Source organism: Roseburia sp. OM04-10BH (genome assembly GCF_003462605.1).
GTDB classification, from domain to species: domain Bacteria; phylum Bacillota; class Clostridia; order Lachnospirales; family Lachnospiraceae; genus Roseburia_C; species Roseburia_C amylophila.
In genome coordinates this window covers 182,586-207,456 of sequence record NZ_QTZI01000001.1, presented here as the reverse complement: position 1 = coordinate 207,456, position 24,871 = coordinate 182,586, and the positions used below count along the sequence as shown (strand labels likewise).

Here is a 24,871-nt window from a genome sequence, read left to right as displayed (position 1 = left end):
CCAGTGCCGGCTCTGTCAAATAAATTCTGTCCCTACTGATATACTTTTTCCCTGAAATATGCGATAATAAATATGTTTGTATAGGTGCTTGCGAAAGGAGATGATTTGATGATAACAATAAGCCTTTGCATGATTGTAAAAAACGAGGAGCAGGTTCTCTCCCGCTGTCTGGATTCACTCGCCGGTCTGATGGATGAAATCATTATCGTGGATACCGGCTCTTGCGACCGCACCAGGGAAATTGCTGCCCGCTATACCGATAAAATCTATGACTATATCTGGAAGGATGACTTTGCAGATGCCAGAAATTTTGCTTTTTCCAAAGCTTCCATGGAATACATTTATACCGCAGATGCAGATGAAGTCTTAGATGATGAGAACCGGGAACAGTTCCGGCTTTTAAAAGAAGCCATGGTTCCGGAGGTCGAAATTGTACAGATGAAATATGTGACCAAAAATGAATTTAATACGGTGCTTAACTTTAAAGAAGAATACCGTCCGAAGCTCTACCGGAGACTCCGTACCTTTACCTGGATTGACCCGATTCACGAAACGGTGCGCTTAGACCCGGTTGTCTTTGACAGTGATATTGCTATTACGCATCTTCCGCAGTCCCTGCACAGCAGCCGTGATTTCAAAGGCTTCTTACTGGCATTTGACCGGGACGGACGGCTTTCCGAAAAATTGCACCGGATGTATGCCAAAGAGCTCCTCATGACCGGGGAGAAAGAAGATTTCATTGCCGCTGCAAAAGTATTTCTTGCTACCTTAAAGGATGAAACCGCCTCTGGGGATGCCCGCAAGGAAGCCGGCTGTATCTTAAGCCGTTGCTACCGGATTACCGGAAATGTCAATGAATTTTTCAAGCTGGCACTGAAGGATATGATTACTACACCTTGTGCAGAAATCTGCTGCGAATTGGGAAATTATTTTTTTGACGCAGAAGATTATGATGAAGCAGCCGTGTGGTACTACAATGCAGCCTTTGAAACTGCCAGCATTCTTGATGTCCATACCAGTGGAAATATTCCGCTGAACGGACTGGCTGACTGCTATGAAAAATCCGGGAATGCAGCCCAGGCGGAAGAATATAGAAATGCAGCCAGACAATGGCAGCTCCCAGACGATAATTCTTAGTCCCTTCGACTTGAATAATCATGTACGAAGTGGTACTATGATAATAATTTAACAGACAAAATATACAGGAGGTTTTTCATGGATTACACACAGGAATATAAACAGAAATTAGTCTCCGCAGATGAGGCTGTCAAAGTCATCAAATCCGGTGACTGGGTAGATTATGGATGGTGTACCGGAACTCCGGATGCACTGGATAAAGCCCTTGCAAAACGTACGGATGAATTAAAGGATGTCAACTTAAGAGGTGGTATTCTGTTAAAACCGTTAGCTGTCTTCGAACGTGAAGATGCCGGCGAACACTTTACCTGGAACTCCTGGCATATGTCCGGAATCGAGCGTAAATATATCAACCGTGGTTTTTCTTACTACGCTCCAATCCGTTATTCCGAGCTTCCAAGATACTATCGTGACTCCGCTACTCCGGATGATGTAGCAATGTTCCAGGTTGCTCCAATGGACAAACATGGATATTTTAACTTTGGGCCAAACGCTTCTCATATGATGGCAGTTTGCGAGACTTCCAAGAAAGTTATCGTTGAAGTAAACAAAAATATGCCTCGCTGCTTAGGCGGATTTGAAAACAGCATCCATATTTCCGATGTTGATTTCATCGTAGAAGGCGAGAACCCGGCTATCGGTGAATTAGGCGGCGGCGGAGCTGCTACTGAAATCGATCAGGCAGTTGCAAAATTAATCGTAGATGAGATTCCAAATGGTGCATGTCTCCAGCTTGGTATCGGTGGAATGCCAAATGCTGTTGGTTCCATGATTGCAGAATCTGATTTGAAAGATTTAGGTGTACATACCGAAATGTACGTTGATGCATTCGTTGATATTGCAAGAGCAGGAAAAATCAACGGTTCCAAGAAAAACATCGACCGTTTCCGTCAGACCTATGGTTTCGGTGCAGGAACTCAGAAAATGTATGACTACTTAGATGAAAACCCGGAACTTATGAGTGCTCCGGTAAGCTATACCAATGATATCCGTTCCATTTCCGCACTGGATAACTTTATTTCCATTAACAATGCAGTAAATGTAGACCTCTACGGTCAGGTAAATGCAGAGTCTGCTGGAATCAAACACATCAGTGGTGCCGGCGGACAGTTAGACTTCGTTCTGGGTGCATACCTTTCTAATGGTGGTAAGAGCTTCATCTGCTGTTCTTCTACCTTTACAACCAGGGATGGTCAGTTAAAATCCCGTATCCTTCCTACCTTAGATCCAGGATCTATCGTAACCGATACCCGTGCCAACATCCACTATCTGGTAACAGAATATGGTAAAGTCAACTTAAAGGGACTTTCTACCTGGCAGAAATGTGAAGCAATTATCTCTGTCGCACATCCGGACTTCCGTGATGAATTAATCGCAGATGCAGAGAAAATGCATATCTGGAGAAGAAGCAACAAATAACTACGTAACTTTTAAAAATCCCATGGGATTATCCCATGGGATTTTTGCAATATGATAGGTGGAACCCTTATGATTCTGTCCATAAATGCACACAATTTTCATGTTATCTCTTTTTCCTCTCTTCCACAGATACTGCGATAAATTTCCCAGATTAAAAATCCGGAAAGTGGGCCTAAAATAACACCGGCTGTTCCATATATTTTCAGACCTGCATAAATACTGATGATAACCGCCAGCGGATGCACGCCCAGCCCTCTTCCCATAAGCCTTGGCTCCATAAATTCCCGGATAAAGGTACTCAATATAAACAGTATACCATATATAACTGCCGCAAAATACTTTCCACGAAATAAATCGATAATCAGCCATGGTATAAAGACAAGTCCTGTGCCAATAAAAGGCAGTGCATCACTCATGCCAATCAGCACTCCCGCCAGAATGGCATAAGAATTTCCGGTAAGGAACAGACCTGCTATACATACGCCACTGATTAATGCCAATATAATAAGCTGTGCCTTAAGATATGTTCCACCGGCATGACACATATTTTGAAATATCCGTCCGCCCCAGGAATAAAAACTGCTTTTTCTCCAACGCTGCACCAGATTATCATAATCACAGAGTATCAGTACTGCCGCCACAACAGTTACAATGCAGATGCCAAAGAATGCTGCCAGTCCCCGCAAAGATGCCAGCGAACCATTCATCATTGCCGGAATCAGCTTCGTTTCTGCCTGACTGCTGACATATGCCGCGCAGTTTTTTCCCCACTGCACCATTGTCTCTGTTTTCATGCCGGTGATTTCCGCAACCCGCTCACAACAACTGCACCAGAGTGTATCTGCTTTTCCAAATAATGCCGGATAATTCGTTATCAGTGATGCAAGTTCGCAGATTCCCTTGTATACAAGATAGCCCATCGGCAGAAAAATCACTGCCAGCAGCAACAACACTGCCGCCGTACTTACAATTCCTTTGGGAAGCTTTGTTTTCTCTGACAGAAAGGCTACTGGTTTACATAATATTCTTGCAATAAGGATTGCCAGTAAAAAAGGAATTACAATCGGCAGTGCGAAACGCATTCCCAAATATACTGCAACTGTAATCCCTGCTAAATATATAATCTTTTTTATAAGTTGTCTTGTTTTTCCAGTCATACCATCAGTATGTGTCATACCGGGTTTTTTATGTATTATAAATCTGAGAACAAATGAAATGCCTGACCTTCCGGTGTTATCTGAAACTGCATCTTCTTTTTGCTAGTGGGATGCAGAAATTCCAGCCGATAAGAACAAAGTGCCAGTGGCATCTGCCTCATTGCCGGCAGACTTTCATTCTTCCTTCCATACTTTCTATCTCCCACCAATGGCCAGCCATGATGCGACATCTGCACACGGATCTGGTGATGCCGCCCGGTCTCTAATTTTACTTCAAGAAGACTGATTTCTTCCGCAGCTTCAGTTTTTTCCGATGTTCCATCCGCTGTACCCGCTCCTGAAGCAGCTTTACCATCTCTGCCATCTCTATCATCGCTATCATCAAGCGTACTACATTCCAGCACCCGATAGGTTAACGCCGCCCGCTTTGCATCTGCGGTTCCCTGTTTTACGACAGAAGAAGTATTACTTCTGCCGTCCTTCTTAAGAAAGTCAATAAGCTGTCCTTCTTTCGGTTCTGCTTTTCCATATACCACTGTCAGATAATATTTTCCAAAACCATTTTTCTGCATCTGCCGGTTCAGCTCTGCTGTAGCTTCTTTGGTCTTTCCAAAGACCATTACGCCTTCCACCGGCTGGTCTAAGCGATGGATGATTCCAATAAAGGGAGTCTCTCCTTTTGCAGCAAGATAATTCCGAAGCAGGCTCTCCATATCCTGCTCGCCCATACGCTTCGTCTGCACTGCAATCCCTGCCGGTTTTATACAGACAAGCAGCTTGTCATCCTCATATAAAATATGTTCTGCAATCTTATACATATACTTTTTCCTGCATCTCCTGTGCATTTTCTAATTGTAAAAATAAAGCTGAATTTGTTTTTACATAAATTTTAATACATACAAAGTCAACAATAATAGCTGCCGCAATAAGTAAAGCAAATAACAATGCCACCGGATTAGCTGCTACCAGACCATTTATAATTTAAATCTGTATCCTACCCCCCAGATTGTCTCGATATACTGAGGCTTTGCGGTATCCATTTCAATCTTCTCACGAATCTTTTTGATATGTACCGTTACGGTTGCGATATCACCAACGGATTCCATATCCCAGATTTCTTTAAACAGTTCTTCCTTGGTAAATACATGATTCGGATTCTGTGCTAAGAATACCAGTAAATCAAATTCCTTTGTGGTAAATGCTTTTTCCTCGCCATTTACCCAGACGCGGCGTGCTGTCTTATCAATCTTGATTCCACGAATCTCAATAATATCATTTTCCTGCACATTGCTGCCAATCAGTCTTTCATAACGGGCAAGGTGTGCCTTTACTCTTGCTACCAGCTCGCTTGGGGAGAATGGTTTTGTGATATAATCATCTGCACCTAGTCCCAGTCCGCGAATCTTGTCAATATCGTCCTTCTTGGCAGATACCATAAGAATCGGTGTATTCTTTACTTCACGAATACGTTTGCAGATTTCGAAGCCGTCCATGCCCGGAAGCATCAGGTCTAAGATATACATGTCAAAATCAGATGCCAGTGCTTTCTCTAAGCCCCTTGCTCCATCACTTTCGATTTCGACATCGAAACCGCTTAACTCTAAATAATCCTTCTCCAGTTCTGCAATTGAAACCTCATCTTCAATAATCAATACTTTACTCATTTGGAACCTCCTGATATTTTCTCAGTACAAAATACATGATTGTACCTGTTTCTTCTTTACTGGTTGCCCATATCTTTCCGCCATGGTCTTCAATAATTTTACGGACAATGGATAAACCGATACCACTTCCGCCGGTTGCAGAATTTCTTGAAGTATCTGCCCGGAAGAACCGGTCAAAGATATATGGCAGGTCTTTCTTTGCAATTCCTTTTCCATTATCTTCTATCTCTACCTGGATAAAATCACCCACATCCTTTACACGAATATTGATAAAGCCCTTCGGCTTATCCAGATATTTGATGGAATTATTAATAATATTATGAATGACACGCTTTAACTGCTCCGGGTCTGCAATAATCTGCACATCATCCCCGGCGTAATTGAAATACGATAAACCAATATTTTTTGCCTCTAAATCCAATCCGATTTCTTCTACGCAGTCATCGAAATATTCCATTACATTTATCTTGCTAAAATTATATGGAATTCGATTAGTATCAATCTTTGAATAAAGTGTCAGCTCATTTAATAGTAAATCCATCTCATTGGCTTTATTATAAATGGTCTTGATATATTTATCCCTTTTTTCCGGCGTATCTGCCACACCATCCATCAGACCTTCCGAATAACCTTTCACAGCAGTAATCGGGGTCTTTAAATCGTGGGCAATATTACTGATTAAAACACGGTTTTCTTTCTCTGATGCCAGCTTCTCTTCTGCAGAATCTTTCAGTCTCTGCCGCATCTCTTCGAAGTTCCGGCACAGCTCGCCAATTTCATCATTGCTGTCTATTTCCAAAGTAAAATCAAGATTTCCCTCTTTGATATTCTGGGTTGCCATCTCTAACTTCTTAATCGGAGTAATGATGCTCCGGTAATTCCATATGGTAAGCATACCTGCCGTCAACAAAAGTATCAATAACACAGAAATAATAATATCTATCAGAAGTTCCTTCATTTCCGGCACGAGTGATTTAATAGATGTAATTACAAACAACGTTCCTTCCGAACCATCCAAAAAATCAAAGTCAATCCGCTTAATCATTTCCTGTTTATCACTGTCAATGAAATAGCCGGTCTCTCCCCCTGTCTTTGTATCCATGTAATCCGGCAGATTTTCCGGAACCGTATTCAAATCATTCGTTCCCACATAGACTTCTTCATTATCCCTCATGACAATCAGGTAGGAGTTTTTCCCCTGCAAAGTCTCATTAACCTGCATTAAATATTTCATGTCCAGGAATTTGTCCGGGTCGCTTTCCGCTGTATCCAGTAACTTCTGACAACTGTCCTTTGTCACCCGGTTCCACATCTGCACCGTATTGGTCAGATAACTAATATTTCCATCTTCCACCTGATAGGTGTTGGCAATATCTCTTAACTGAAAATAACGGAATCCGCACATTGCCAACGCGGCCAATGTCACCGGCACAAATATGATAATACAAAATGATATAATCAGCTTTGTCCTTAGTTTCATTCTCAAGCCTCCAGTTTTTCATAATCATAGTATACCACATGCAGTCTCTTTTCCCATGAAAATTCTGAGAATTATTCTAAAGAATTTATAAATTATTTTCCAACCACCCAAAACTCTTTGCTGGTTTTCTCATTAAAATGCCAAAAGACCTCTTTCCGGCATTTCAATCATTTCCCTTAAGAAATAAATCTTTTCCGAAAAGAGGTCTTTCTTCTTTATACTATTCTGGAATCTATTCCAATATTATAAGTGTTTCTTTAATTCATCAACTTTGTCCAACGCTTCCCATGGAAGTGCAACATCGGTTCTTCCAAAGTGACCATATGCTGCTGTCGGGCGATAAATCGGTCTGCGTAAATCAAGCATCTTGATAATTCCTGCCGGACGAAGGTCAAAGTTCTCACGGATAATTTCTACTAATTTCTCATCAGAAACTTTTCCGGTACCAAAAGTATCAACCATAACAGAAGTAGGCTGTGCTACACCGATTGCATAAGATAACTGAATCTCACAACGCTCTGCAAGACCTGCTGCTACTAAGTTCTTAGCAACGTAACGTGCTGCATATGCTGCTGAACGGTCAACCTTGGTGCAATCCTTACCGGAGAATGCTCCGCCGCCGTGACGGGCGTATCCACCGTATGTATCTACGATAATTTTACGTCCGGTAAGACCTGCATCACCGTGTGGTCCACCGATTACGAAACGTCCGGTTGGGTTGATGAAAAATTTAGTATTCTCATCAACTAATTCCTTTGGAAGGACTGGGTCAAAAACATATTTCTTAATATCCTCATGAATCTGTTCCTGAGTTACATCCTCGTCATGCTGTGTAGAAAGTACAACTGCCTCTAATCTCTTTGGTTTTCCAGCCTCATCATACTCTACAGAAACCTGTGATTTTCCATCTGGTCTTAAGTATTTTAAAGTACCATCTTTACGAACTTTGGTTAACTGTAATGCCAGTTTGTGAGCTAAAGAAATCGGATATGGCATATATTCCGGTGTCTCGTTGGTTGCATAACCAAACATCATACCCTGATCTCCGGCACCGATTGCTTCAATCTCCTCATCGGTCATTTTATTTTCTTTTGCTTCCAAAGCCTTGTCAACACCCATTGCAATATCCGGTGACTGCTGGTCTAATGCTACCATAACAGCACAGGTATGTCCGTCAAATCCGGTTTCTGCATGGTCATAACCGATTTCATTTACAGTATTTCTTACAATTGCAGGAATGTCTAATTTTGCCTTTGTAGTAATCTCTCCTGTTACAAGTACAAATCCGGTACAGCTTGCTGTCTCACAGGCAACACGGCTCATTGGATCCTCTGCCATACATGCGTCAAGAATTGCATCTGAAATCGCATCACACATTTTGTCTGGATGTCCTTCTGTTACGGACTCTGATGTGAATAATCTTTTTTCCATCGTTTTCTCCTCTCGTTTTGTTGATTCCCTTATTAAGTATCTGGTGGGTGCGCTTGGCTCCTCTTTCTTCCAGACCTTTTTTCGCTGCTCGCGTAAAATAAAAAAACCGCTTACATCATAAGCGGACCCGATAACGGTAAAGATAATCAAATCCTCTTATTGTTCGACTTGCTCGCTCAGGTTGGCACCTTCCTTATGCTGTGGGGTTGCCGTGACTTCATTGATCCTATGTATCTCCATCACTCTGAATAAGAGAAATTACAATATTGAATTTTCAAATCTCTATGGGAGAGAATACACCTATTATATCGAAATGTCAAGCACCATATTTTCTCATCAACAGAGAAAACATTCCTTATTACTTTTTGTATCCTTTTGACAAATTTTACCGGTTTTTACTGTTAAGATTGACATTTTTAGCAAAAAGAATATACTTAAATAGGAATATAATTGTGATTTGTTCTATCATAATTATAAAATCCATCCAGAACGAGGACCACATGCATGAAAGAATATCAGACAAAAGATTTGTTACCAGGTATGGTTACAGCAATTCCTGTCCGCACCAAGCGTGGACAGCTTATTATTAATCCGAATGTAGAACTTACGCGTACCCTGATTTCCAGACTGGAATTTTATGGCATCGCCAGTGTGCAGATTACAGAAAATAAACAGGTCGCTGCTCCAATGGAAACGCCAAAGGATCCGGCATATTTTCCTGCCAAAAGCCCTGTTTCTGCACCAAGTCCGGTTTCTGATGCTTCTTACTCACAGAAGCTCAAAAGTTCTCCGGAATTCCAGCGTTTTCAGGTGGATTTCACCCTGCGTTCCCAGGATTTAAAGAACTGTTTTGATGCTTACCTTTCCGATGGAGGAACCGTAAACAAAGAAGAGCTTTTATCAAAGACCATTTCTTTAGTAAGTCCAAAGCAGACCACTCTGGATGTCTTTGATATGTTACATAATATGCGTCAGGTCAACGACAGCACCTATGCACACAGTCTGAATGTTGCCATCATCTCTCGTATTATCGGAAAATGGCTGCATTTTTCCAATGAAGAATTAGACACTCTCACCCTTGCCGGTCTGCTTCATGACATCGGTAAGACAAAAATTCCGGATGAGGTCTTAAATAAAGACGGAAAATTAACAGATGAAGAATTCCAGATGATTCGTAATCATCCGAAATATGGCTATGATATTTTAAAATCCCAGCCATTAAATTCCCATATTAAAAAGGCAGCTCTCATGCACCATGAACGTTGCGATGGTTCCGGTTATCCAATGGGGCTTACCATGGAAGAAATCGATGACTATGCACTCATCATTGCGATTGCCGATGTTTACGATGCCATGACAGCAGCACGCTCCTATCGTGCTCCCCTTTGTCCGTTTGAGGTAATCGCCGAATTTGAAAAAGATGGTCTGCAGAAATATAAGCCAAAGTATATTCTGACCTTCTTAGAGAATATTGCCAATGCATACCAGAACAACCGGGTTATGTTAAGTGATGGTACTTCCGCCCGCATTGTTTTATTGAATCATCGTCATCTTTCCAAGCCACTGGTTCAGTTAGATGATGGAGCCTGTATCGACCTTGAGAAAAGTCCTTTATATATCAAAGCAATCATATAAAAAGAATGTGCCTTGGCACATTCTAGCGCCTGCGGCGGTCGCTTGCGACATCTGCCTTATACGCCGCAGTGCGCATCCTCGCGGAGCGTTTTATACTTTACAGGAAAGCAATTTCCTGTAAAGTATAAAAGATATCTGATAACTATGCCTCATTTGCAGCATATTTACCAGATATCTTTTTTTGGTTATGATAACGCTTTTTAACACTTCTGTCTCATTGCAATATTCATATTAGTATTTATATTCAGAACTTTCTATATTGTGATGCTCTTATCTTATGATACTTTCAATGTGAATTTCTGGATTTCTTTCTCGGAGCTTACTTTTTCAATCATTGCACCAAGGGAAGCTAATTTCTCTTCAAAATGTTCATATCCACGTTCAATATAATAAATATCATCTACAATGGTGATGCCTTCTGCTGCAAGACCTGCAATTACAAGGGCTGCACCTGCTCTTAAATCCGGAGCACTGACTCTTGCACCTGTGTATTTTTCAACACCGGTAATAATTGCAATATTGCTCTCTACTTTCACCTGTGCACCCATACGGGTCAGTTCATCTACATATTTGAAACGGTTTTCAAAAATACTTTCTGTTACGGTACTTGTTCCTTCTGCTAATGCTAAAAGCACCGACATCTGTGGCTGCATATCTGTTGGAAAGCCAGGATACGGCAAAGTAGTTACCTGGGTATGATGCAATGGCTTGCTGGATACCACACGTACTGCATCATCAAATTCTTCCACTTCACAACCAATTTCAATTAATTTTGCTGTGGTTGCCTCTAAATGCTTGGGAATAACATTTTTAACAGTTACATCACCTTTGGTTGCAGCCGCTGCAAACATAAAAGTTCCTGCTTCAATCTGATCCGGAATAATAGAATATTCTGTTTTATGAAGCTTCTCTACACCCACAATACGGATAACATCTGTTCCTGCACCGCGGATATTTGCTCCCATGCTGTTTAAGAAGTTTGCTACGTCTACGACATGTGGCTCCTTAGCTGCATTTTCAATAATTGTCTTTCCCTCTGCCATGGATGCCGCCATCATAATGTTGATGGTTGCTCCTACAGAAACTTTATCTAAATAAATATGGTTTCCCACCAGATGCTCTGCAGTAGCAGAAATTAACCCATGCTGAATATCAACATCGGCTCCTAACGCGCGAAAACCTTTCAGATGAAGGTCAATCGGACGGGTTCCGATTGCACAGCCACCCGGAAAAGCCACTTCTGCTTTCTTATATTTACCAAGTAATGCTCCTAACAGATAGTAAGAAGCTCTGATTTTATTAATATATTCATAGTCCACGCTCAAGTCATGAATCAGTGAACCGTTAATCTTTACCTTATGTTCTCCAAGACGTTCTATCTTAGCACCAATTCCCTCCATGGCACTTAATAACACATTAATATCACGAACGTTTGGTAAATTATCTATTATTACGGTCTCATCCGTCATAATTGCTGCCGCAAGAATTCCCAGTGCAGCATTCTTAGCTCCACCAATCTCAACTTCGCCAACCAAAGGATTTCCACCTTTAATCACATACTGTTCCATCTCGCACCTCTATGCTTAGATTCCCTACAAAATTGCAAACAAAATATTATAGTAACTTATTTCCTCTTTTGTCAAGTATTTCTCGTACCTCAAAAGAATTATCTACAATAGTATTATTATATTATATATTCACTGACTTGTAAATCGAAATTAATTCAGATAGTTCACCGGATTTACCTGGGAACCATTAATTAATATCTCAAAATGCACATGCGGACCTGTAGAACGTCCCGTACTTCCGCTTAATGCAATCACTTCACCCTGTGATACGCTCTGCCCTGCTTTTACCAGTAATTTACTGTTATGTGCATAACGTGTCATTCTTCCATCCGGATGGCTGATTAAGACACAGTTGCCATAACCGGAAACATAACCGGCACTGACTACTACACCATTGCTGGATGCAAATACCTTGGTTCCGGTCGGACATGCCCAGTCAATTCCTTTATGCATTCTGCCCCATCTTCTTCCAAAACCGGAAGAAACTCTTCCGCCAATCAGCGGTTTAATGTAAGTTGGCGGTATCTTGGTTCCACGCTCAATAACTGCCGGCGTTGACTCTGTCAGTATGGTCTGGTGGATCATACTCCGCTCCGTCTCAATTCCATTCTCTGTTGTCACCACCATATTAACCTCGCGATGTCCGGTAGTTCCCTCTGCAAGCACCACTTCGTCGGTCGTATACCAGGAATCATTCGGTACAATCTCCGGTTCTGCGGTATAATCCTCTTCATATACTACGCCTTCGCTGATCCGTAAGCTGATGTCCGGCTGAGGCACCGACAGAATCAGTTCTTCACCGGCACTGATTACTGCATCTTCCCCGGACAATCCATTGAGTGCGATAATTGCTGCCACCGATGTATCATGCTCCTGTGCAATGACCGACAGACAGTCTCCCGGCTGTATCTCATATATTTTATTCGTTTCTTTCTCTTTTGTTACTTCTTCCACCGCGGCATCTATATCCGTCAGAGTGTCCGCTGCTACCAGATTGGTGAACACTTCCACATCCTGTGCAAATTCCATCGAAAGAATTCCGGTTTCATAATTATTTTCCCCGGGATTCTCCTGTGCATCGGAAAGATAGGTCCCAAGCTGCTGCACAATACCGGCATCCGCAGAATCTTCTGTTTTTTCTGAATCACCTGTTTCTTTTAAGTTTGCAAGAAGCATTCCCTCCTGATGATCCGTTTCCTTTTTGAACTCTATCTCAAACCGATTGTCCGTATCCTGTTCTTCCTTCAAACGTCCTAAAAACGTTTCTACTTCATCTAAAGTTGCAAAAGAAAGCTGGTTTTCACCGGCACTTACCGTATATGCAAAGATTTCTCCGGAATTGTCTTTCTTAAGCTCCTTTGTAATCTTTTCTTTTAATGCAGTTTCACTTAACAGTTTCTGAAATGGCTTATGGCTTTCTGTTGTCTCATAAGAAATCTCCTGCATCAGATATCCTTCACTCTCTTTTGCCATTTGCCGCCGGCTTTCGTGTACTGCCTTTTCCACATCTGTCTTGCTGCTGACACAGCCTACCACTTTATTATTTACGGTTACCACAAAATAATTCTGTCCCAGTGAAAATTTCTGCAAAAGTACCACCAGTACCAGACAGACGAAAAATATGCCTGCTGCCCACATGCGGATACGAATCTTTTTATCGACTTTTCCAATTCTATTTAAAGTTGTTGATTTCTTTTTCTGCTCCTGCATCTTATCTGACTTCTTCATTTTATCTGATTCCTGCATCTTCACAGGTTCCTGTGCATTCCCTGGTATCTGCATCTTTTATTCCATCCCGAGTTTTTCTTTTACTGCATCGATTGTTTCACGAATTGACAATCCCTCTTCGTTTACTGTTACATCCGCATATTTTTCATAGTATGCAGTTCTCTCATCATACAAATCTTTCAGCGTCTGGCCATCATTCAATACCACACCGCGGTTTTTCAAATCACCAAGACGCTCTTCTAATGTCTCATAAGATACACTCAGATAAAGTACGGTTGCAATTTCTTTATAATGCTCCATGGCATTTGCACAATATACTGCACTGCCTCCTGTGGCAATAACTGCTTTATGTCCTTCTATGCTGCTGTTTACCTCATCCTCAATCTCAAGAAATCCTTCTGTTCCATGCTCTGCAATCAGCTCACACAAAAGCTTTCCAGTCTGCTGCTGAATGACTAAATCTGCATCCACAAAATTATAGCCTAATGCCTTCGCCAATACGACACCTACAGTACTTTTTCCTACGCCCGGCATTCCGATTAATACGATATTGTCTTTCATTCCATACTCCTGTATCTATGTGATAGAAAAGAAGCAGAAAAATAAATTTTCTGCTTCTCTATGTTCTTGTTACTTTATAATTTCTGCAATTATTCTGTTGCTGCCTCTGATGCTGTCTCTGTCTCACTTACAGATTCTGTTTCTGTATCTGTTTTCTTGATGGTATAGAGCTTATCAAAGTTAACAGCTGCCCATACATCATCATTTACCGTCCATTCTTTTTCTTCCTTGTAGCTGTCGCATACTTCAGTATATTTATCGGACTGACGCTGGGAAACAATTGTTTCTTTCTCTTTGTCTGTTGCATCACGGTCAAATTCACTGTCTAAGCGGATAACATAATATCCTTTTCCATCTACGGAAATCATGGAAGAAACTTCTCCCTCTTTTAACGCATCTGCTGCTGTAATAATGGATGCATCCATACTTCCGGTTGCTGTTCCATCTTCACCGATTTCATCACTGCCGTATGAATAAGTGCTTACAGTATATCCGTTGTCTGTTGCTGCTGCATCAAAATCAGTTTTCGCTTCTTCTGCGATTTTCTCTGCAGTTTTTTCTAATTCTGTCTTCTCATCATCGGTATATTCCACATAATTCTTGCTGTCATCATAATGTGCCTCGGTAGAAACCTTGATATAACTGAATGTTCTCTGTGCCGCTTCTTCATCAGAAACTTCGGTATCTACAGTTGCAATGATTGCATTATGCATCTTCTTCTGAATCAGGTTCAGTCGAAGCATTTCTGCTACATATTCTTTCTTGGCACCCATGGTCCTGATTGCTTCCTTGCTATTGTCATCCATGAACTGCTGTGCTGCAGTATCAATATCAGAAAGCTCCTCATCCGTTATTTCCACACCATAGTCTTTCATATGGTCTTCTAAGAGATAATTGGTCTGAATCTGTGTCAGGATTCCATCTTTTACATTATCCTGCATAGTCTTACCGTTTCCGGATAAATCCTGTGACCACATATTTTCCTTAGCATATCCCATGGTAATATAGCTGTCATAGGATACTGCTGTATACTGTGCCATAAAGTTGGCAAGTCCAAGTGAAATCTCTTTATCTCCTAATGTAGCAACAACTGCATCTTCATCGATTCTGCTGCCACATCCTGTCATAGCTACGGAAGCTGCAGTAACAACCGCCAATGCAAGTGCTGTGAATTTCTTAAATCTCATATCACGTTCCTCCAAAATATTTATCATCGTTCTATTATAGTGCTTTTTCGTACATGCCGCAAGATTTTTATGCAGTTAAGCATCCTTTTTTATGGTTTTTTCTACCAGAATCGTCTGCACATCCAACACAAACTGGCGGATATAGTCGATACTGCTGCCTGATACTGTCCGGCTGTTGGTTCCCCGGTTCAGCACAAAATACGGTCCTTTCTGATCCGGTATAAATTTCAACGCATGATCATATTTTGACAGAAGTTCCGGTATTTTTGCCGGATTCACCGCAGCTTTTTCATACATGACAAAGCGCACTGTATTGCCACGCTCTACCACTTCCTTCATATACGCCTGATGCGCCAGCACTTTTATCAATGCAATGGAAAGAAGGTTTGTTACTGATTTTGGCGGGTCTCCAAAACGGTCTGTCAGCTCATCAAGCATCTCATCACTTTCTGAATCATTTTCAATGGCTGCAATTCGTTTATAAATATCCAGCTTCTGTGTCTCGTTTGGAATATAGGACGATGGGATAAATGCATCCATTTCCACATCTACTGTTGTATCGAAGCTTTCTTCCTCTCCGATTCCCTTCTCCTGTTTGACAGCCTCATTGAGCATCTTGCAGTAAAGGTCATAACCGACTGCCTCCATGTGTCCGCTCTGCTGGGCACCCAGCAGGTTTCCGGCTCCACGGATTTCCAAATCCCGCATGGCAATCTTAAAGCCGCTTCCTAAGTCTGTATATTCCTTGATTGCAGCCAGACGTTTCTCTGCGATTTCTTTTAACATTTTATCCCGGCGGTACATTAAGAACGCATATGCCGTCCGGTTGGAACGTCCTACTCTTCCGCGAAGCTGATAGAGCTGTGACAGTCCCATATTATCCGCATCATGAATAATCATGGTATTTACATTGGAAATATCAAGCCCCGTCTCGATAATCGTTGTGGATACCAGCACATCAATCTCTCCGTTGATAAACTGATACATAATATCCTCAAGTTCCCGTTCCTTCATCTGTCCGTGGGCAAATGCCACATTGGCATCCGGCACCAGTTCTGAAATTTTCGCTGCCATTTCTGCAATCTGGTTTACCCGGTTAAATACATAATAAACCTGTCCGTCTCTTGCTAATTCCCGGCAGATTGCCTCCCGCACCATTTCTTCATTATATTCCATGACATAAGTCTGGATTGCCACACGATCCATCGGCGGCTCCTCTAAAACACTCATATCGCGGATTCCGATAAGGCTCATATGCAATGTCCTTGGAATTGGTGTTGCCGTTAAAGTCAGCACATCCACATCCTTTTTCATCTGCTTGATTTTCTCTTTATGAGCCACACCAAAACGCTGCTCCTCATCGATAATGAGAAGTCCCAAATCCTTAAATTTCACATCCTCAGAAAGCACTCTGTGGGTTCCGATAATAATATCCACCATGCCTTTTTTCAAATCTTCTATGGTTTTCTTCTGCTCTTTTGGGCTGCGGAAACGGCAAAGCAAATCTACTCTTACCGGGAAATCTTTCATCCGCTGGGCAAAGGTATTATAGTGCTGCTGCGCCAGGATTGTGGTCGGTACTAAATAAACTACCTGTTTTCCCTCCTGCACCGCCTTAAAGGCAGCACGGATTGCCACCTCCGTCTTGCCATATCCTACGTCTCCGCAAATCAGACGATCCATAATCTTGGTGCTTTCCATGTCCTTCTTGGTTGCTTCAATGGCAAGTTCCTGATCTTCTGTCTCCTCAAATGGAAACATCTCTTCAAATTCCTTCTGCCATACAGTATCCGGACCATAGACATAGCCTTCTTTGTTCTGTCGGATAGCATAGAGTTCCACCAGTTCGTGGGCAATTTCTTTTACCGCACCACGCACTCTGGTTTTTGTCTTATCCCAGTCCGGGCTGCCCAGCCGGTTTAGTTTTGGTTTCTTGGCATCGGAACCGGCATATTTCTGAATCAGTTCCAGCTGGGTTGCAAGAATATAAAGATTGCCTCCCTTGGCATATTCAATCTTGATATAATCCTTGACTTTTTTATCGACTTCGATTTTCTCGATTCCACGATAAATGCCAAGGCCGTGATTTTCATGTACCACATAATCACCTACATGAAGGTCACGAAAGCTCTGTATCTTTTCTCCCTCATAGAGGCGGTGTTTCTTCCGTTTCTTCTTTTCCTGCCCGAATATATCACTTTCTGTGATAACCGCAAATTTAATCAGCGGGTATTCGTATCCACGTTTTACTTTTCCATAGGCAGTTAAGATTTCTCCCGGCTGCAATTCCCGTTCAAAATCTTTGGCATAATAACAGCTTACCTCTTCTTCCTGTAAATCCTTCGCCAGATGCTCTGCCCTTGTCTTAGATGCGGATAATACAACGACCCGGTATCCGTTTTTCTTATAATTCTTTAAATCCTTCACCAGCGTTGCAAAGCTGTTATTATAGGAATTCACACCCTGCACCTGAATATGGTAACGGTTCGTAATGTCTAACTCCCGCACCTTCATATCCAGTGCTGCCAGTGCAAGTCCGTGGAAACTCTGCATCTTCGCAGTAATTTCCTTTCCGGTAAAGAGCGTTTCTGCCTGTCCCGGCAGGATATAACCCTTCTCCAAGCGCTGCTTCATGCTCTCTTCAAATTCCTGCTCTGTCACTCTGCCCTTTTCCATCAGCCGGGCAGGTTCATCCAGGACTAAAAGAGTCTCGTCTTTGCCAAAATAATCCAAAAGGCTTACCGCCTCCGGGAAGAAATATGCAAGGCTGCTGTCCAAATTAGCTGCACCACCTAATTCTTCTATCTCTTCTTCCAAAGCAGCCGCCGTCTGTTTGATGCGATGGCCTTCTTCATTTTTCATCTGGTCGCGGAACTTCTTTTCTGCTTTTACCGCTTCCTGTCGAATTTTCTTCAAGCCCGCCTGCTTCCGTTCTTCCGTCAGCACCAGTTCCGTTGCAGGATACAACATAATTTCTTCCAGATTCTCTATGGAACGCTGGCTCTCAGCCTCAAAGCTTCGCAGGGAATCAATGGTATCTCCCCACATTTCAATACGCAGCGGATTTTCTTCCGTCAGAGGATATATATCAAGGATTCCTCCACGCACCGCAAATTCTCCCGGCATTTCCACCTGATAATTGCGCACATACCCCATCTGCAAAAGCCGCTTTGTCTCTGCCTCAAAGTCTAATTCGTCTTCCACCTTATAAGTACGCACCGCTTCTTTAAAGGCTTCAAGTCCTGCCATCCGGTTCATCAGTCCGTCAAAAGTCAATACCACTGTAACCGGCTTCTTTTCGGATAAACGTTTTAACAGGGCAATCCGCTCTCCGGTAAGCTGATTACTTCTGATATCCGACTGATAAAATAAAATATCCTTCGCTGGGAAATAGAGAGTCTCCCTGTCGAAAAAACGATAATCTTCTAAGATTTCCCTTGCTTTTTGTTCGTTAAAAGTAACGATGATTTTATTTCTAAAACCATCGTTCGCCGCAAATACCATATGTGCCTTCTGCGCATCCATGCATCCGGATATCTGAACGATACCCGGACTGCTCTTTAGCTGCTTTAAGGCATTTTGCAATTCTTCCAGTTCCGAAAGGGGCTGCAAAAATACATTCATAATGTTCTTCCTTTAATTATAGTCATTCATTGCCTGTTCGATTTTTCCATCGACAATCAGTTCTACCGCAGATACCGCATCTAAAAATGCTTCCTCTGCCAGTTTCCGGTCTGCCTTATCCATATGGCCAAGGACATGGTCTGCCAAATCCCAGCCCTGTGGTTTCTCACCGACACCTACCTTGATCCTAGCAAACTGCTCTGTTCCCACCTGCGCAATAATATTTTTAATTCCATTGTGTCCGCCGGCACTGCCTTTTTTACGAATCCGTATTCTTCCCGGTGCCAGGCTGATATCATCAAAAATCACTAACAGTTCACTGGCCGGATCCACTTTATAGAAATTTACTGCTTCAGCGATGCTTTCTCCGCTTAAGTTCATAAAAGTCTGTGGCTTCACCAGAACAACTTTTTCACTTCCGATCATTCCTTTGCCGCAGATTGCTTTATACTTTTTTTCGTCCATCCTTATATTATATTTTTCTGCCAGTACATCCATGACATCAAAGCCAACATTATGTCTGGTATGTTCATATTTCTTTCCAGGATTTCCAAGTCCCGCTATAATGTACATTCTTTCTTCCTTCTTCTGATGATTTCTGCAGCTGATTCTAACTGCTTCTGGTCATTTACTCCATTGATGTCTTCCGGGCTTTCCAGTGCAAATGCATCTACACGAAGTCCTTTATCCTTTAATATCGTAAGCGTATCCGGCAGATAATATTCACCCTGTGCATTATTCGGCTGAATCTTATCCAATGCCTGTGATAATTCCCAGGTATTAAACACATACATTCCGGAATTAATCTCATGGGATTTCAACTCTTCCTCGTTTGCATCCTTATGTTCTACGCTCTTTATAAATTCTCCTGATTCATTGCGGATAATTCTTCCGTATCCGGTCGGGTCATCTATCGTTGCTGACAATACGGTTACTGCATTTTTATGCTGGATATGATGCTCCAAAAGCTGCTTTAAGGTTGCAGATGTAATCAGTGGCGCATCTCCAAAAAGAATCAGTGTATGTCCATCTTTTCCCAGAAAATCCTTGGCACATTTTACCGCATGACCAGTTCCAAGCTGCTGCTCCTGCAGTACAAATGTTACATCATCTTTATGTGAAATGGTATTCTCTACCTCTTCATGCTTATAGCCTACCACCAGACAGATATCCTCCGCTCCTGCTCCTTCTGCCGCTTCAATTACATAATCTACCAGACACTTTCCATCTATTGTATGCACTACTTTCGGAAGGTCTGACTGCATTCTGGTTCCCTTTCCAGCTGCCAATATTACCGCTTTTAATGCTTCCATATTTTTATCCTCTTTATTCCTCTCCGGCTTTCTGCCGAAAATACTGTTACATTTTAGTATACTTCTTTCTCAGAAATTTGTCATCCTTTTTTCCACAATATGAAATAGATGACAATGTAAATATGCCGTGGGGCAAATGGAAAAGCGAAAAAGACTATAAGGAGCACTAAGAATTTTGAAAAAATTTTTATCAGTTCTGACAACCGGCGCAAATCAACATCCATGTTGCTTGCGCCTCGCCGGCACTTCCCTGTGCCGGCGTTGTCTGTTTTCGCCCGAAATTCCAAGTGCTCCTAACAGTCTTTTTCATGCTTTCTCATTTGCCCCACGGCATATTTATACTTCATTCTATCAATTGTTCAAAAAAAGAAGTGTGAAAAACAGGCTGCCACATTTCTGTGACAGCCTGCTCGTCTTCCTTATTCTATGTACGTGTTACGCCTCCTCAGCTGCGATTTCACTTTCGTACTTTTCTAAAATAATCTGCTGTATCTTATTTCTGGTATCTGAGTTAATTGGATGTGCAATGTCTCTGTATTCCCCATCAGCAGCCTTGCGGCTTGGCATTGCAATGAAGAGTCCCTTCTCTCCGTCAATCACCTTGATATCATGTACAACAAATTCTTCATCTATGGTAATAGATACCACAGCTTTCATTTTACCTTCTTTTTCAACTTTACGTATTCTTACATCTGTAATCTGCATTATGTTACCCCCTTCACGCCTTTCTCTTAAGTCTTCTGCCTACAGTGAATATCTGTCATTGCGTTCAAGTACAACCTTTACTCCGTCGTCACCGCAATAATACGTGTTGGCTTTCAGCGTTCCACGGCTTTCCACGATACAGTTTTCAATATGCGTATTATCTCCAATATATACGTCATTGAGAATAATGGAATTCTTGATTACACAATTCTTTCCTACAAACACATTTTTAAACAATACAGAATTTTCTATTTTACTGTTGATGATACATCCACTGGAAATCAGGCTGTTCTTCACATCAGAACCTGCATTGTATTTTGCTGGTGGATAATCATCTACTTTCGAATAGATATGCGGTGTCTCACGGAAGAAGTAATTTCTCACTTCCGGTTTCAGGAAATCCATATTGGTATTGTAATATGAATCTACTGTTGCAATATTGCTCCAGTAATCTTCCATTTTATATCCATAAATTCGTTTCATATTCTTATAACGAATCAGAATATCTGTAACGAAATCCCATCTGTCTTCCTGACCGCTCCGCTCTAACATTTCAATCAGCTGTCTTCTGCGGATGATATAAATACCGGTAGAAATTGTATTAGAGCTGGATACCATAGGTTTCTCTTCAAACTCTGTGATTCTGGATTCTTCATTCATGCGGATTACACCAAAGCGGCTGATATCTGCGCCTTCCGGCATATCCTTGCACACAACAGTTATATCAGCTTTCTTCTCAATATGGTAATCCAATACCTTATTGTAATCCAGCTTGTATACACAATCACCACCTGTAATAATTACATATGGCTCATGACGTTTTTTCAAGAAATCAATGTTCTGGTACATTGCATCTGCAGTTCCTCTGTACCACCAGCTGTTGTCAGCGGTTACGGTAGGAGTGAAGGTATAAAGACCTCCCTGTTTTCTTCCAAAATCCCACCATTTGGATGAACTTAAATGTTCATTTAAAGAACGTGCATTATACTGAGTCAGCACTGCAACGGTCTGAACATGTGAGTTGCTCATATTACTCAATGCAAAATCAATGCATCGGTAGCTTCCGCCGATTGGCATTGCTGCAATTGCACGCTTGCTGGAAAGTTCCTGCATACGATGATTGTTTCCACCTGCTAAAATTAATCCTAATGCCTTCATATTCTGTCACCTTCCTTAATAATAGCTCCACCGCCTGCTAACATTCCATCTGGATAATCTGACGGTTCCGTTACTCCGGAAATCGCTGTATTTTTTCCAATTGAAACTCCGTCTGGTATTACAGAATCTTCTCCGATAGTAACCAGATCAGATGCATATACTTTCTCATTCAATGTGCTTGGTGCATACTCGCCTACGCCTAAGTGGCAGTTTGCTCCAACAATGGTCTTATCTGCAATAATGGATTTCTCCACCACAGTATTCTCTCCAATCACACATTCTTTCATGATAATGGAATTGTGTACCACCGCACCCTTTTCAATCCGGACTCCTGCACCAATTACAGAATTCTGCACTTCTCCATAAATTTCAGCACCTTCTCCGATAATGCTGGTATCAACCTTGGACTCTGCTGCAAGATACTGCGGAGCTACATTATCGCTCTTGGTATAAATCTTCCAGTATTCTTCATAAAGGTTAAATTCCGGAATCAGATCAATCAATTCCATATTTGCTTCCCAATAGGAGGAAAGTGTTCCAACATCCTTCCAGTAACCATTGAATTCATAAGCAAATAAACGCTTTCCATTCTCATGGCAGTATGGAATAATATGCTTTCCGAAGTCACAATTGCTCTGATCCTTCATAGCAATTAAACTGTCACGCAATACTTTCCAGTTGAATATGTATATTCCCATGGATGCGAGGTTACTTCTCGGATGTTCCGGTTTTTCCTCGAACTCTTTAATTTTTTTATTTTCGTCTGTTATAACCACACCAAAACGGCTTGCTTCTTCTATTGGAACAGGCATTGCTGCAATTGTTACGTCTGCATTATTTTCCTTATGGAAATCAAGCATTACTTCATAATCCATCTTATAAATATGGTCACCTGATAAAATCAGCACATAATCCGGATTATAAGTCTCCATATATTTCAGGTTCTGGTAAATCGCATTTGCTGTACCAGTATACCATTCACTGTTATCACTTCTCTCATATGGTGGAAGAACCGTTACTCCTCCGTTATTACGGTCTAAGTCCCACGGAATTCCAATTCCAATATGTCTGTTTAATCTCAATGGCTGATACTGTGTCAGCACTCCAACGGTATCAATACCTGAGTTGATGCAGTTGCTCAATGGGAAGTCGATAATACGATACTTTCCTCCAAATGCGACTGCAGGCTTTGCTACACCGGAAGTTAATACTCCAAGACGGCTTCCTTGTCCGCCCGCCAAAAGCATGGCTATCATTTCTTTCTTAATCACGTCATTCACCTCTCGTCATAAAATCAGGTCATTTTGGTATAACAAAAGTATAACACACTGCCCATATGTTGTACAGCATTCTGTATAATTATTTTATCTTTTTTCGCATATTTTAGTCATTTTAGACAATTTTTGAACATTTCTTGTCATTTTTACAAAATCACCTCCATTATTTTGCATTCTTTTTTCCTGACAGACAAAATAGATTTGCAAATTCCCTGCATATGGTTATAATATTAGGAAGAAATCTTTTCTCAAGAAACGAAATTATAAGTCAGGCAGGTAAAGAATTATGTATTCATTAAATTTTGAAGAACCTATTCATGTACATTTTATCGGTATTGGCGGTATCAGTATGAGTGGTCTTGCAGAAATCTTGCTGGAAGAAGGTTTTACCATTTCCGGTTCTGATGCAAAGCAGTCTGCGCTTACCGACAGCCTTGCAAAAAAAGGCGCAACCATTTACATTGGCCAGAAAGCATCTAACTTATCCATCCGTCCTGCACTGGTTGTCTATACTGCTGCCATCCGCGAGGACAATGAGGAATTTAAAGCAGCCGTAGATGCCGGTATTCCAATGCTTTCCCGTGCAGAACTGCTTGGACAGATTATGGATAACTATGAGAAATCCATTGCAGTTGCCGGTACCCATGGAAAAACCACTACCACATCCATGATTTCACAGATTCTTCTTGTTGCAAAGGCTGACCCTACAATCAGTGTTGGTGGTATCTTAGAAGCAATCGGTGGAAATATCCGCGTAGGTGGTTCAGAAGTATTCATTACCGAGGCCTGCGAATATACCAACAGTTTCCTGCATTTTCATCCGAAATACAGTATCATCACCAGTGTGGAAGCTGAGCATCTCGACTTCTTCAAAGATATCGATGATATCCGCCGTTCTTTCCATGAATTTGCCGGAAATACTGCACATGATGGTGTATTAATCATCAACGGTCAGATTGCAGCTTTAGATCAGATTACCAACAATTTGTCCTGTAGCGTCACTACTTATGGTTTATGCGAAAACGATGACTTTTATGCTAAAAATATTACTTATAATGACCATGCCTGCGGCACATATACTCTGATGCACAAAACCGAAGACTTAGGAACCGTTTCCTTAAGCGTTCCAGGCAAGCATAATGTCTCCAATTCGCTGGCTGCCATTGCACTTTGCTTAAATCTCGGTCTTCCTTTGGATGTTATCAAAAAGGGACTGTTTCAGTTTGGCGGCACCAAACGTCGTTTTGAATACAAAGGAACAAAAAACGGTATCACCGTTATCGATGATTATGCCCATCATCCGACTGAAGTAGCTGCTACATTAACCGCAGCCCGGAATTATCCACACGGACGGATTATCTGCGTTTTCCAGCCACACACTTATTCCAGAACCAAGGCATTCTTAAGTGATTTTGCCCGGGTACTTTCCATGGCAGATATTGTAGTCCTTGCAGACATCTATGCAGCCAGAGAGAAAAATACGATCGGAATTTCTTCCAAAGACCTTTTGGCAGAGCTTCAGAAAAACGGTCAGGAAAGTTATTACTTCCCGTCTTTTGATGAGATTGAAAAATTTTTATCGGAAAAATGCATAAACAATGATTTGTTGATAACTATGGGGGCCGGAGACGTGTATCTTATAGGAGAACACCTGCTTCAGCAGTAGTTATCCACATTATCCACATCGTAATTCACATTTTTGTGAATTATGGATGTGGATTTTTTTGTTTACATAATGTATTTTTGAAAATCGCCATTCTATCTGCATTAACCGCCAAACTGCTCCCATTTCAGTTACCATAATGCACTTTCAAAAGAAAGTTATCC

At 41.6% G+C, this 24,871-nt stretch carries 20 protein-coding genes and 1 riboswitch; of the genes, 4 read left to right on the top strand and 16 right to left on the bottom strand.

The genetic code is table 11. The features are described from left to right. Positions 1 to 108: 108 nt before the first annotated feature. Positions 109 to 1,137 carry a glycosyltransferase gene (locus tag DXB43_RS00945; RefSeq protein ID WP_117946158.1) on the top strand — a complete coding sequence of 343 codons (1,029 nt, stop codon included), beginning with the start codon at positions 109 to 111 and terminating at the stop codon, positions 1,135 to 1,137. A 78-nt stretch (positions 1,138 to 1,215) separates the two neighbouring features. Next, positions 1,216 to 2,556 (top strand): butyryl-CoA:acetate CoA-transferase, encoded by a 1,341-nt coding sequence (locus tag DXB43_RS00940; protein ID WP_022243611.1) that lies wholly within the window; start codon positions 1,216 to 1,218, stop codon positions 2,554 to 2,556. A 98-nt stretch (positions 2,557 to 2,654) separates the two neighbouring features. On the opposite strand, the gene DXB43_RS00935 is transcribed toward DXB43_RS00940, so the two are convergent. The 6 genes from DXB43_RS00935 to metK form a co-directional block, all read right to left on the bottom strand. Beyond that, entirely contained in the window at positions 2,655 to 3,731 is a 1,077-nt protein-coding gene (locus tag DXB43_RS00935; protein ID WP_117946156.1) for an AI-2E family transporter, read from the bottom strand. Between the two features lie 17 nt (positions 3,732 to 3,748). Beyond that, positions 3,749 to 4,531, bottom strand: a complete 783-nt coding sequence (locus DXB43_RS00930) for an RluA family pseudouridine synthase (RefSeq protein ID WP_117946154.1) — start codon at positions 4,529 to 4,531, stop codon at positions 3,749 to 3,751. Continuing rightward, a complete protein-coding gene (locus tag DXB43_RS15065) occupies positions 4,524 to 4,664 on the bottom strand; it encodes a hypothetical protein (protein ID WP_158564710.1) in 141 nt (46 codons plus the stop codon). Before DXB43_RS15065 ends, DXB43_RS00930 begins: the two co-directional genes overlap by 8 nt. A 23-nt stretch (positions 4,665 to 4,687) precedes the next feature. Beyond that, positions 4,688 to 5,377, bottom strand: a complete 690-nt coding sequence (locus DXB43_RS00925) for a response regulator transcription factor (RefSeq protein WP_022243614.1) — start codon at positions 5,375 to 5,377, stop codon at positions 4,688 to 4,690. Next, the gene (locus tag DXB43_RS00920; RefSeq protein ID WP_117946152.1) at positions 5,370 to 6,857 is read right to left on the bottom strand and encodes a sensor histidine kinase; all 1,488 of its coding nucleotides are present in this window, start codon (positions 6,855 to 6,857) and stop codon (positions 5,370 to 5,372) included. Before DXB43_RS00920 ends, DXB43_RS00925 begins: the two co-directional genes overlap by 8 nt. Before the next feature lie 243 nt (positions 6,858 to 7,100). Then, the gene (metK, locus tag DXB43_RS00915) at positions 7,101 to 8,288 is read right to left on the bottom strand and encodes a methionine adenosyltransferase (RefSeq protein WP_022243616.1); all 1,188 of its coding nucleotides are present in this window, start codon (positions 8,286 to 8,288) and stop codon (positions 7,101 to 7,103) included. Positions 8,289 to 8,441: 153 nt separating this feature from the next. Beyond that, a riboswitch (SAM riboswitch) is annotated at positions 8,442 to 8,543 on the bottom strand. Between the two features lie 249 nt (positions 8,544 to 8,792). Here metK and DXB43_RS00910 point away from each other — a divergent pair. Continuing rightward, positions 8,793 to 9,923: an HD-GYP domain-containing protein gene (locus DXB43_RS00910; protein ID WP_117946150.1), complete on the top strand. Its 1,131-nt coding sequence runs from the start codon at positions 8,793 to 8,795 to the stop codon at positions 9,921 to 9,923. Positions 9,924 to 10,198: 275 nt separating this feature from the next. Here DXB43_RS00910 and DXB43_RS00905 read toward each other — a convergent pair whose 3' ends face one another. From DXB43_RS00905 to DXB43_RS00860, 10 genes are all read right to left on the bottom strand, one after another. Then, on the bottom strand, positions 10,199 to 11,491 hold the full coding sequence (locus DXB43_RS00905) for a UDP-N-acetylglucosamine 1-carboxyvinyltransferase (RefSeq protein WP_117841358.1): 1,293 nt from the start codon (positions 11,489 to 11,491) through the stop codon (positions 10,199 to 10,201). A gap of 150 nt (positions 11,492 to 11,641) precedes the next feature. Continuing rightward, positions 11,642 to 13,273: a M23 family metallopeptidase gene (locus DXB43_RS00900; RefSeq protein ID WP_242994298.1), complete on the bottom strand. Its 1,632-nt coding sequence runs from the start codon at positions 13,271 to 13,273 to the stop codon at positions 11,642 to 11,644. A gap of 3 nt (positions 13,274 to 13,276) precedes the next feature. Then, a complete protein-coding gene (locus DXB43_RS00895; RefSeq protein ID WP_117946148.1) occupies positions 13,277 to 13,780 on the bottom strand; it encodes a shikimate kinase in 504 nt (167 codons plus the stop codon). A gap of 89 nt (positions 13,781 to 13,869) precedes the next feature. After that, the gene (locus tag DXB43_RS00890) at positions 13,870 to 14,967 is read right to left on the bottom strand and encodes a peptidyl-prolyl cis-trans isomerase (protein WP_158567170.1); all 1,098 of its coding nucleotides are present in this window, start codon (positions 14,965 to 14,967) and stop codon (positions 13,870 to 13,872) included. A gap of 75 nt (positions 14,968 to 15,042) precedes the next feature. Then, positions 15,043 to 18,591, bottom strand: coding sequence for a transcription-repair coupling factor (gene mfd / locus DXB43_RS00885; protein ID WP_117946144.1), 3,549 nt, complete (start codon positions 18,589 to 18,591; stop codon positions 15,043 to 15,045). A gap of 12 nt (positions 18,592 to 18,603) precedes the next feature. Beyond that, positions 18,604 to 19,164, bottom strand: a complete 561-nt coding sequence (gene pth, locus DXB43_RS00880) for an aminoacyl-tRNA hydrolase (RefSeq protein ID WP_117698657.1) — start codon at positions 19,162 to 19,164, stop codon at positions 18,604 to 18,606. Further along, on the bottom strand, positions 19,152 to 19,904 hold the full coding sequence (locus DXB43_RS00875) for a sugar phosphate nucleotidyltransferase (protein WP_022243623.1): 753 nt from the start codon (positions 19,902 to 19,904) through the stop codon (positions 19,152 to 19,154). Before DXB43_RS00875 ends, pth begins: the two co-directional genes overlap by 13 nt. 435 nt (positions 19,905 to 20,339) lie before the next feature. Next, the gene (gene spoVG / locus DXB43_RS00870) at positions 20,340 to 20,609 is read right to left on the bottom strand and encodes a septation regulator SpoVG (protein ID WP_117698655.1); all 270 of its coding nucleotides are present in this window, start codon (positions 20,607 to 20,609) and stop codon (positions 20,340 to 20,342) included. Positions 20,610 to 20,648: 39 nt separating this feature from the next. After that, positions 20,649 to 21,767: a glucose-1-phosphate adenylyltransferase subunit GlgD gene (glgD, locus tag DXB43_RS00865; RefSeq protein WP_117946142.1), complete on the bottom strand. Its 1,119-nt coding sequence runs from the start codon at positions 21,765 to 21,767 to the stop codon at positions 20,649 to 20,651. After that, the gene (locus DXB43_RS00860; RefSeq protein ID WP_022243626.1) at positions 21,764 to 23,038 is read right to left on the bottom strand and encodes a glucose-1-phosphate adenylyltransferase; all 1,275 of its coding nucleotides are present in this window, start codon (positions 23,036 to 23,038) and stop codon (positions 21,764 to 21,766) included. Before DXB43_RS00860 ends, glgD begins: the two co-directional genes overlap by 4 nt. A 292-nt stretch (positions 23,039 to 23,330) precedes the next feature. Between DXB43_RS00860 and murC the strand changes: the two genes are divergently transcribed. Beyond that, positions 23,331 to 24,710: a UDP-N-acetylmuramate--L-alanine ligase gene (gene murC, locus DXB43_RS00855; protein WP_117946141.1), complete on the top strand. Its 1,380-nt coding sequence runs from the start codon at positions 23,331 to 23,333 to the stop codon at positions 24,708 to 24,710. The last annotated feature ends 161 nt before the right edge of the window (positions 24,711 to 24,871 follow it).

Bases quoted from the DNA above. Each gene is read 5' to 3' on its own strand.
- DXB43_RS00945 (WP_117946158.1), top strand. From the start codon at position 109: ATGATAACAATAAGCCTTTGCATGATTGTAAAAAACGAGGAGCAGGTT.
- DXB43_RS00940 (WP_022243611.1), top strand. From the start codon at position 1,216: ATGGATTACACACAGGAATATAAACAGAAATTAGTCTCCGCAGATGAG.
- DXB43_RS00935 (WP_117946156.1), bottom strand. From the start codon at position 3,731: ATGACACATACTGATGGTATGACTGGAAAAACAAGACAACTTATAAAA.
- DXB43_RS00930 (WP_117946154.1), bottom strand. From the start codon at position 4,531: ATGTATAAGATTGCAGAACATATTTTATATGAGGATGACAAGCTGCTT.
- DXB43_RS00925 (WP_022243614.1), bottom strand. From the start codon at position 5,377: ATGAGTAAAGTATTGATTATTGAAGATGAGGTTTCAATTGCAGAACTG.
- DXB43_RS00920 (WP_117946152.1), bottom strand. From the start codon at position 6,857: ATGAAACTAAGGACAAAGCTGATTATATCATTTTGTATTATCATATTT.
- metK (WP_022243616.1), bottom strand. From the start codon at position 8,288: ATGGAAAAAAGATTATTCACATCAGAGTCCGTAACAGAAGGACATCCA.
- DXB43_RS00910 (WP_117946150.1), top strand. From the start codon at position 8,793: ATGAAAGAATATCAGACAAAAGATTTGTTACCAGGTATGGTTACAGCA.
- DXB43_RS00905 (WP_117841358.1), bottom strand. From the start codon at position 11,491: ATGGAACAGTATGTGATTAAAGGTGGAAATCCTTTGGTTGGCGAAGTT.
- DXB43_RS00900 (WP_242994298.1), bottom strand. From the start codon at position 13,273: ATGCAGATACCAGGGAATGCACAGGAACCTGTGAAGATGCAGGAATCA.
- DXB43_RS00895 (WP_117946148.1), bottom strand. From the start codon at position 13,780: ATGAAAGACAATATCGTATTAATCGGAATGCCGGGCGTAGGAAAAAGT.
- DXB43_RS00890 (WP_158567170.1), bottom strand. From the start codon at position 14,967: ATGAGATTTAAGAAATTCACAGCACTTGCATTGGCGGTTGTTACTGCA.
- mfd (WP_117946144.1), bottom strand. From the start codon at position 18,591: ATGAATGTATTTTTGCAGCCCCTTTCGGAACTGGAAGAATTGCAAAAT.
- pth (WP_117698657.1), bottom strand. From the start codon at position 19,164: ATGTACATTATAGCGGGACTTGGAAATCCTGGAAAGAAATATGAACAT.
- DXB43_RS00875 (WP_022243623.1), bottom strand. From the start codon at position 19,904: ATGGAAGCATTAAAAGCGGTAATATTGGCAGCTGGAAAGGGAACCAGA.
- spoVG (WP_117698655.1), bottom strand. From the start codon at position 20,609: ATGCAGATTACAGATGTAAGAATACGTAAAGTTGAAAAAGAAGGTAAA.
- glgD (WP_117946142.1), bottom strand. From the start codon at position 21,767: ATGAAGGCATTAGGATTAATTTTAGCAGGTGGAAACAATCATCGTATG.
- murC (WP_117946141.1), top strand. From the start codon at position 23,331: ATGTATTCATTAAATTTTGAAGAACCTATTCATGTACATTTTATCGGT.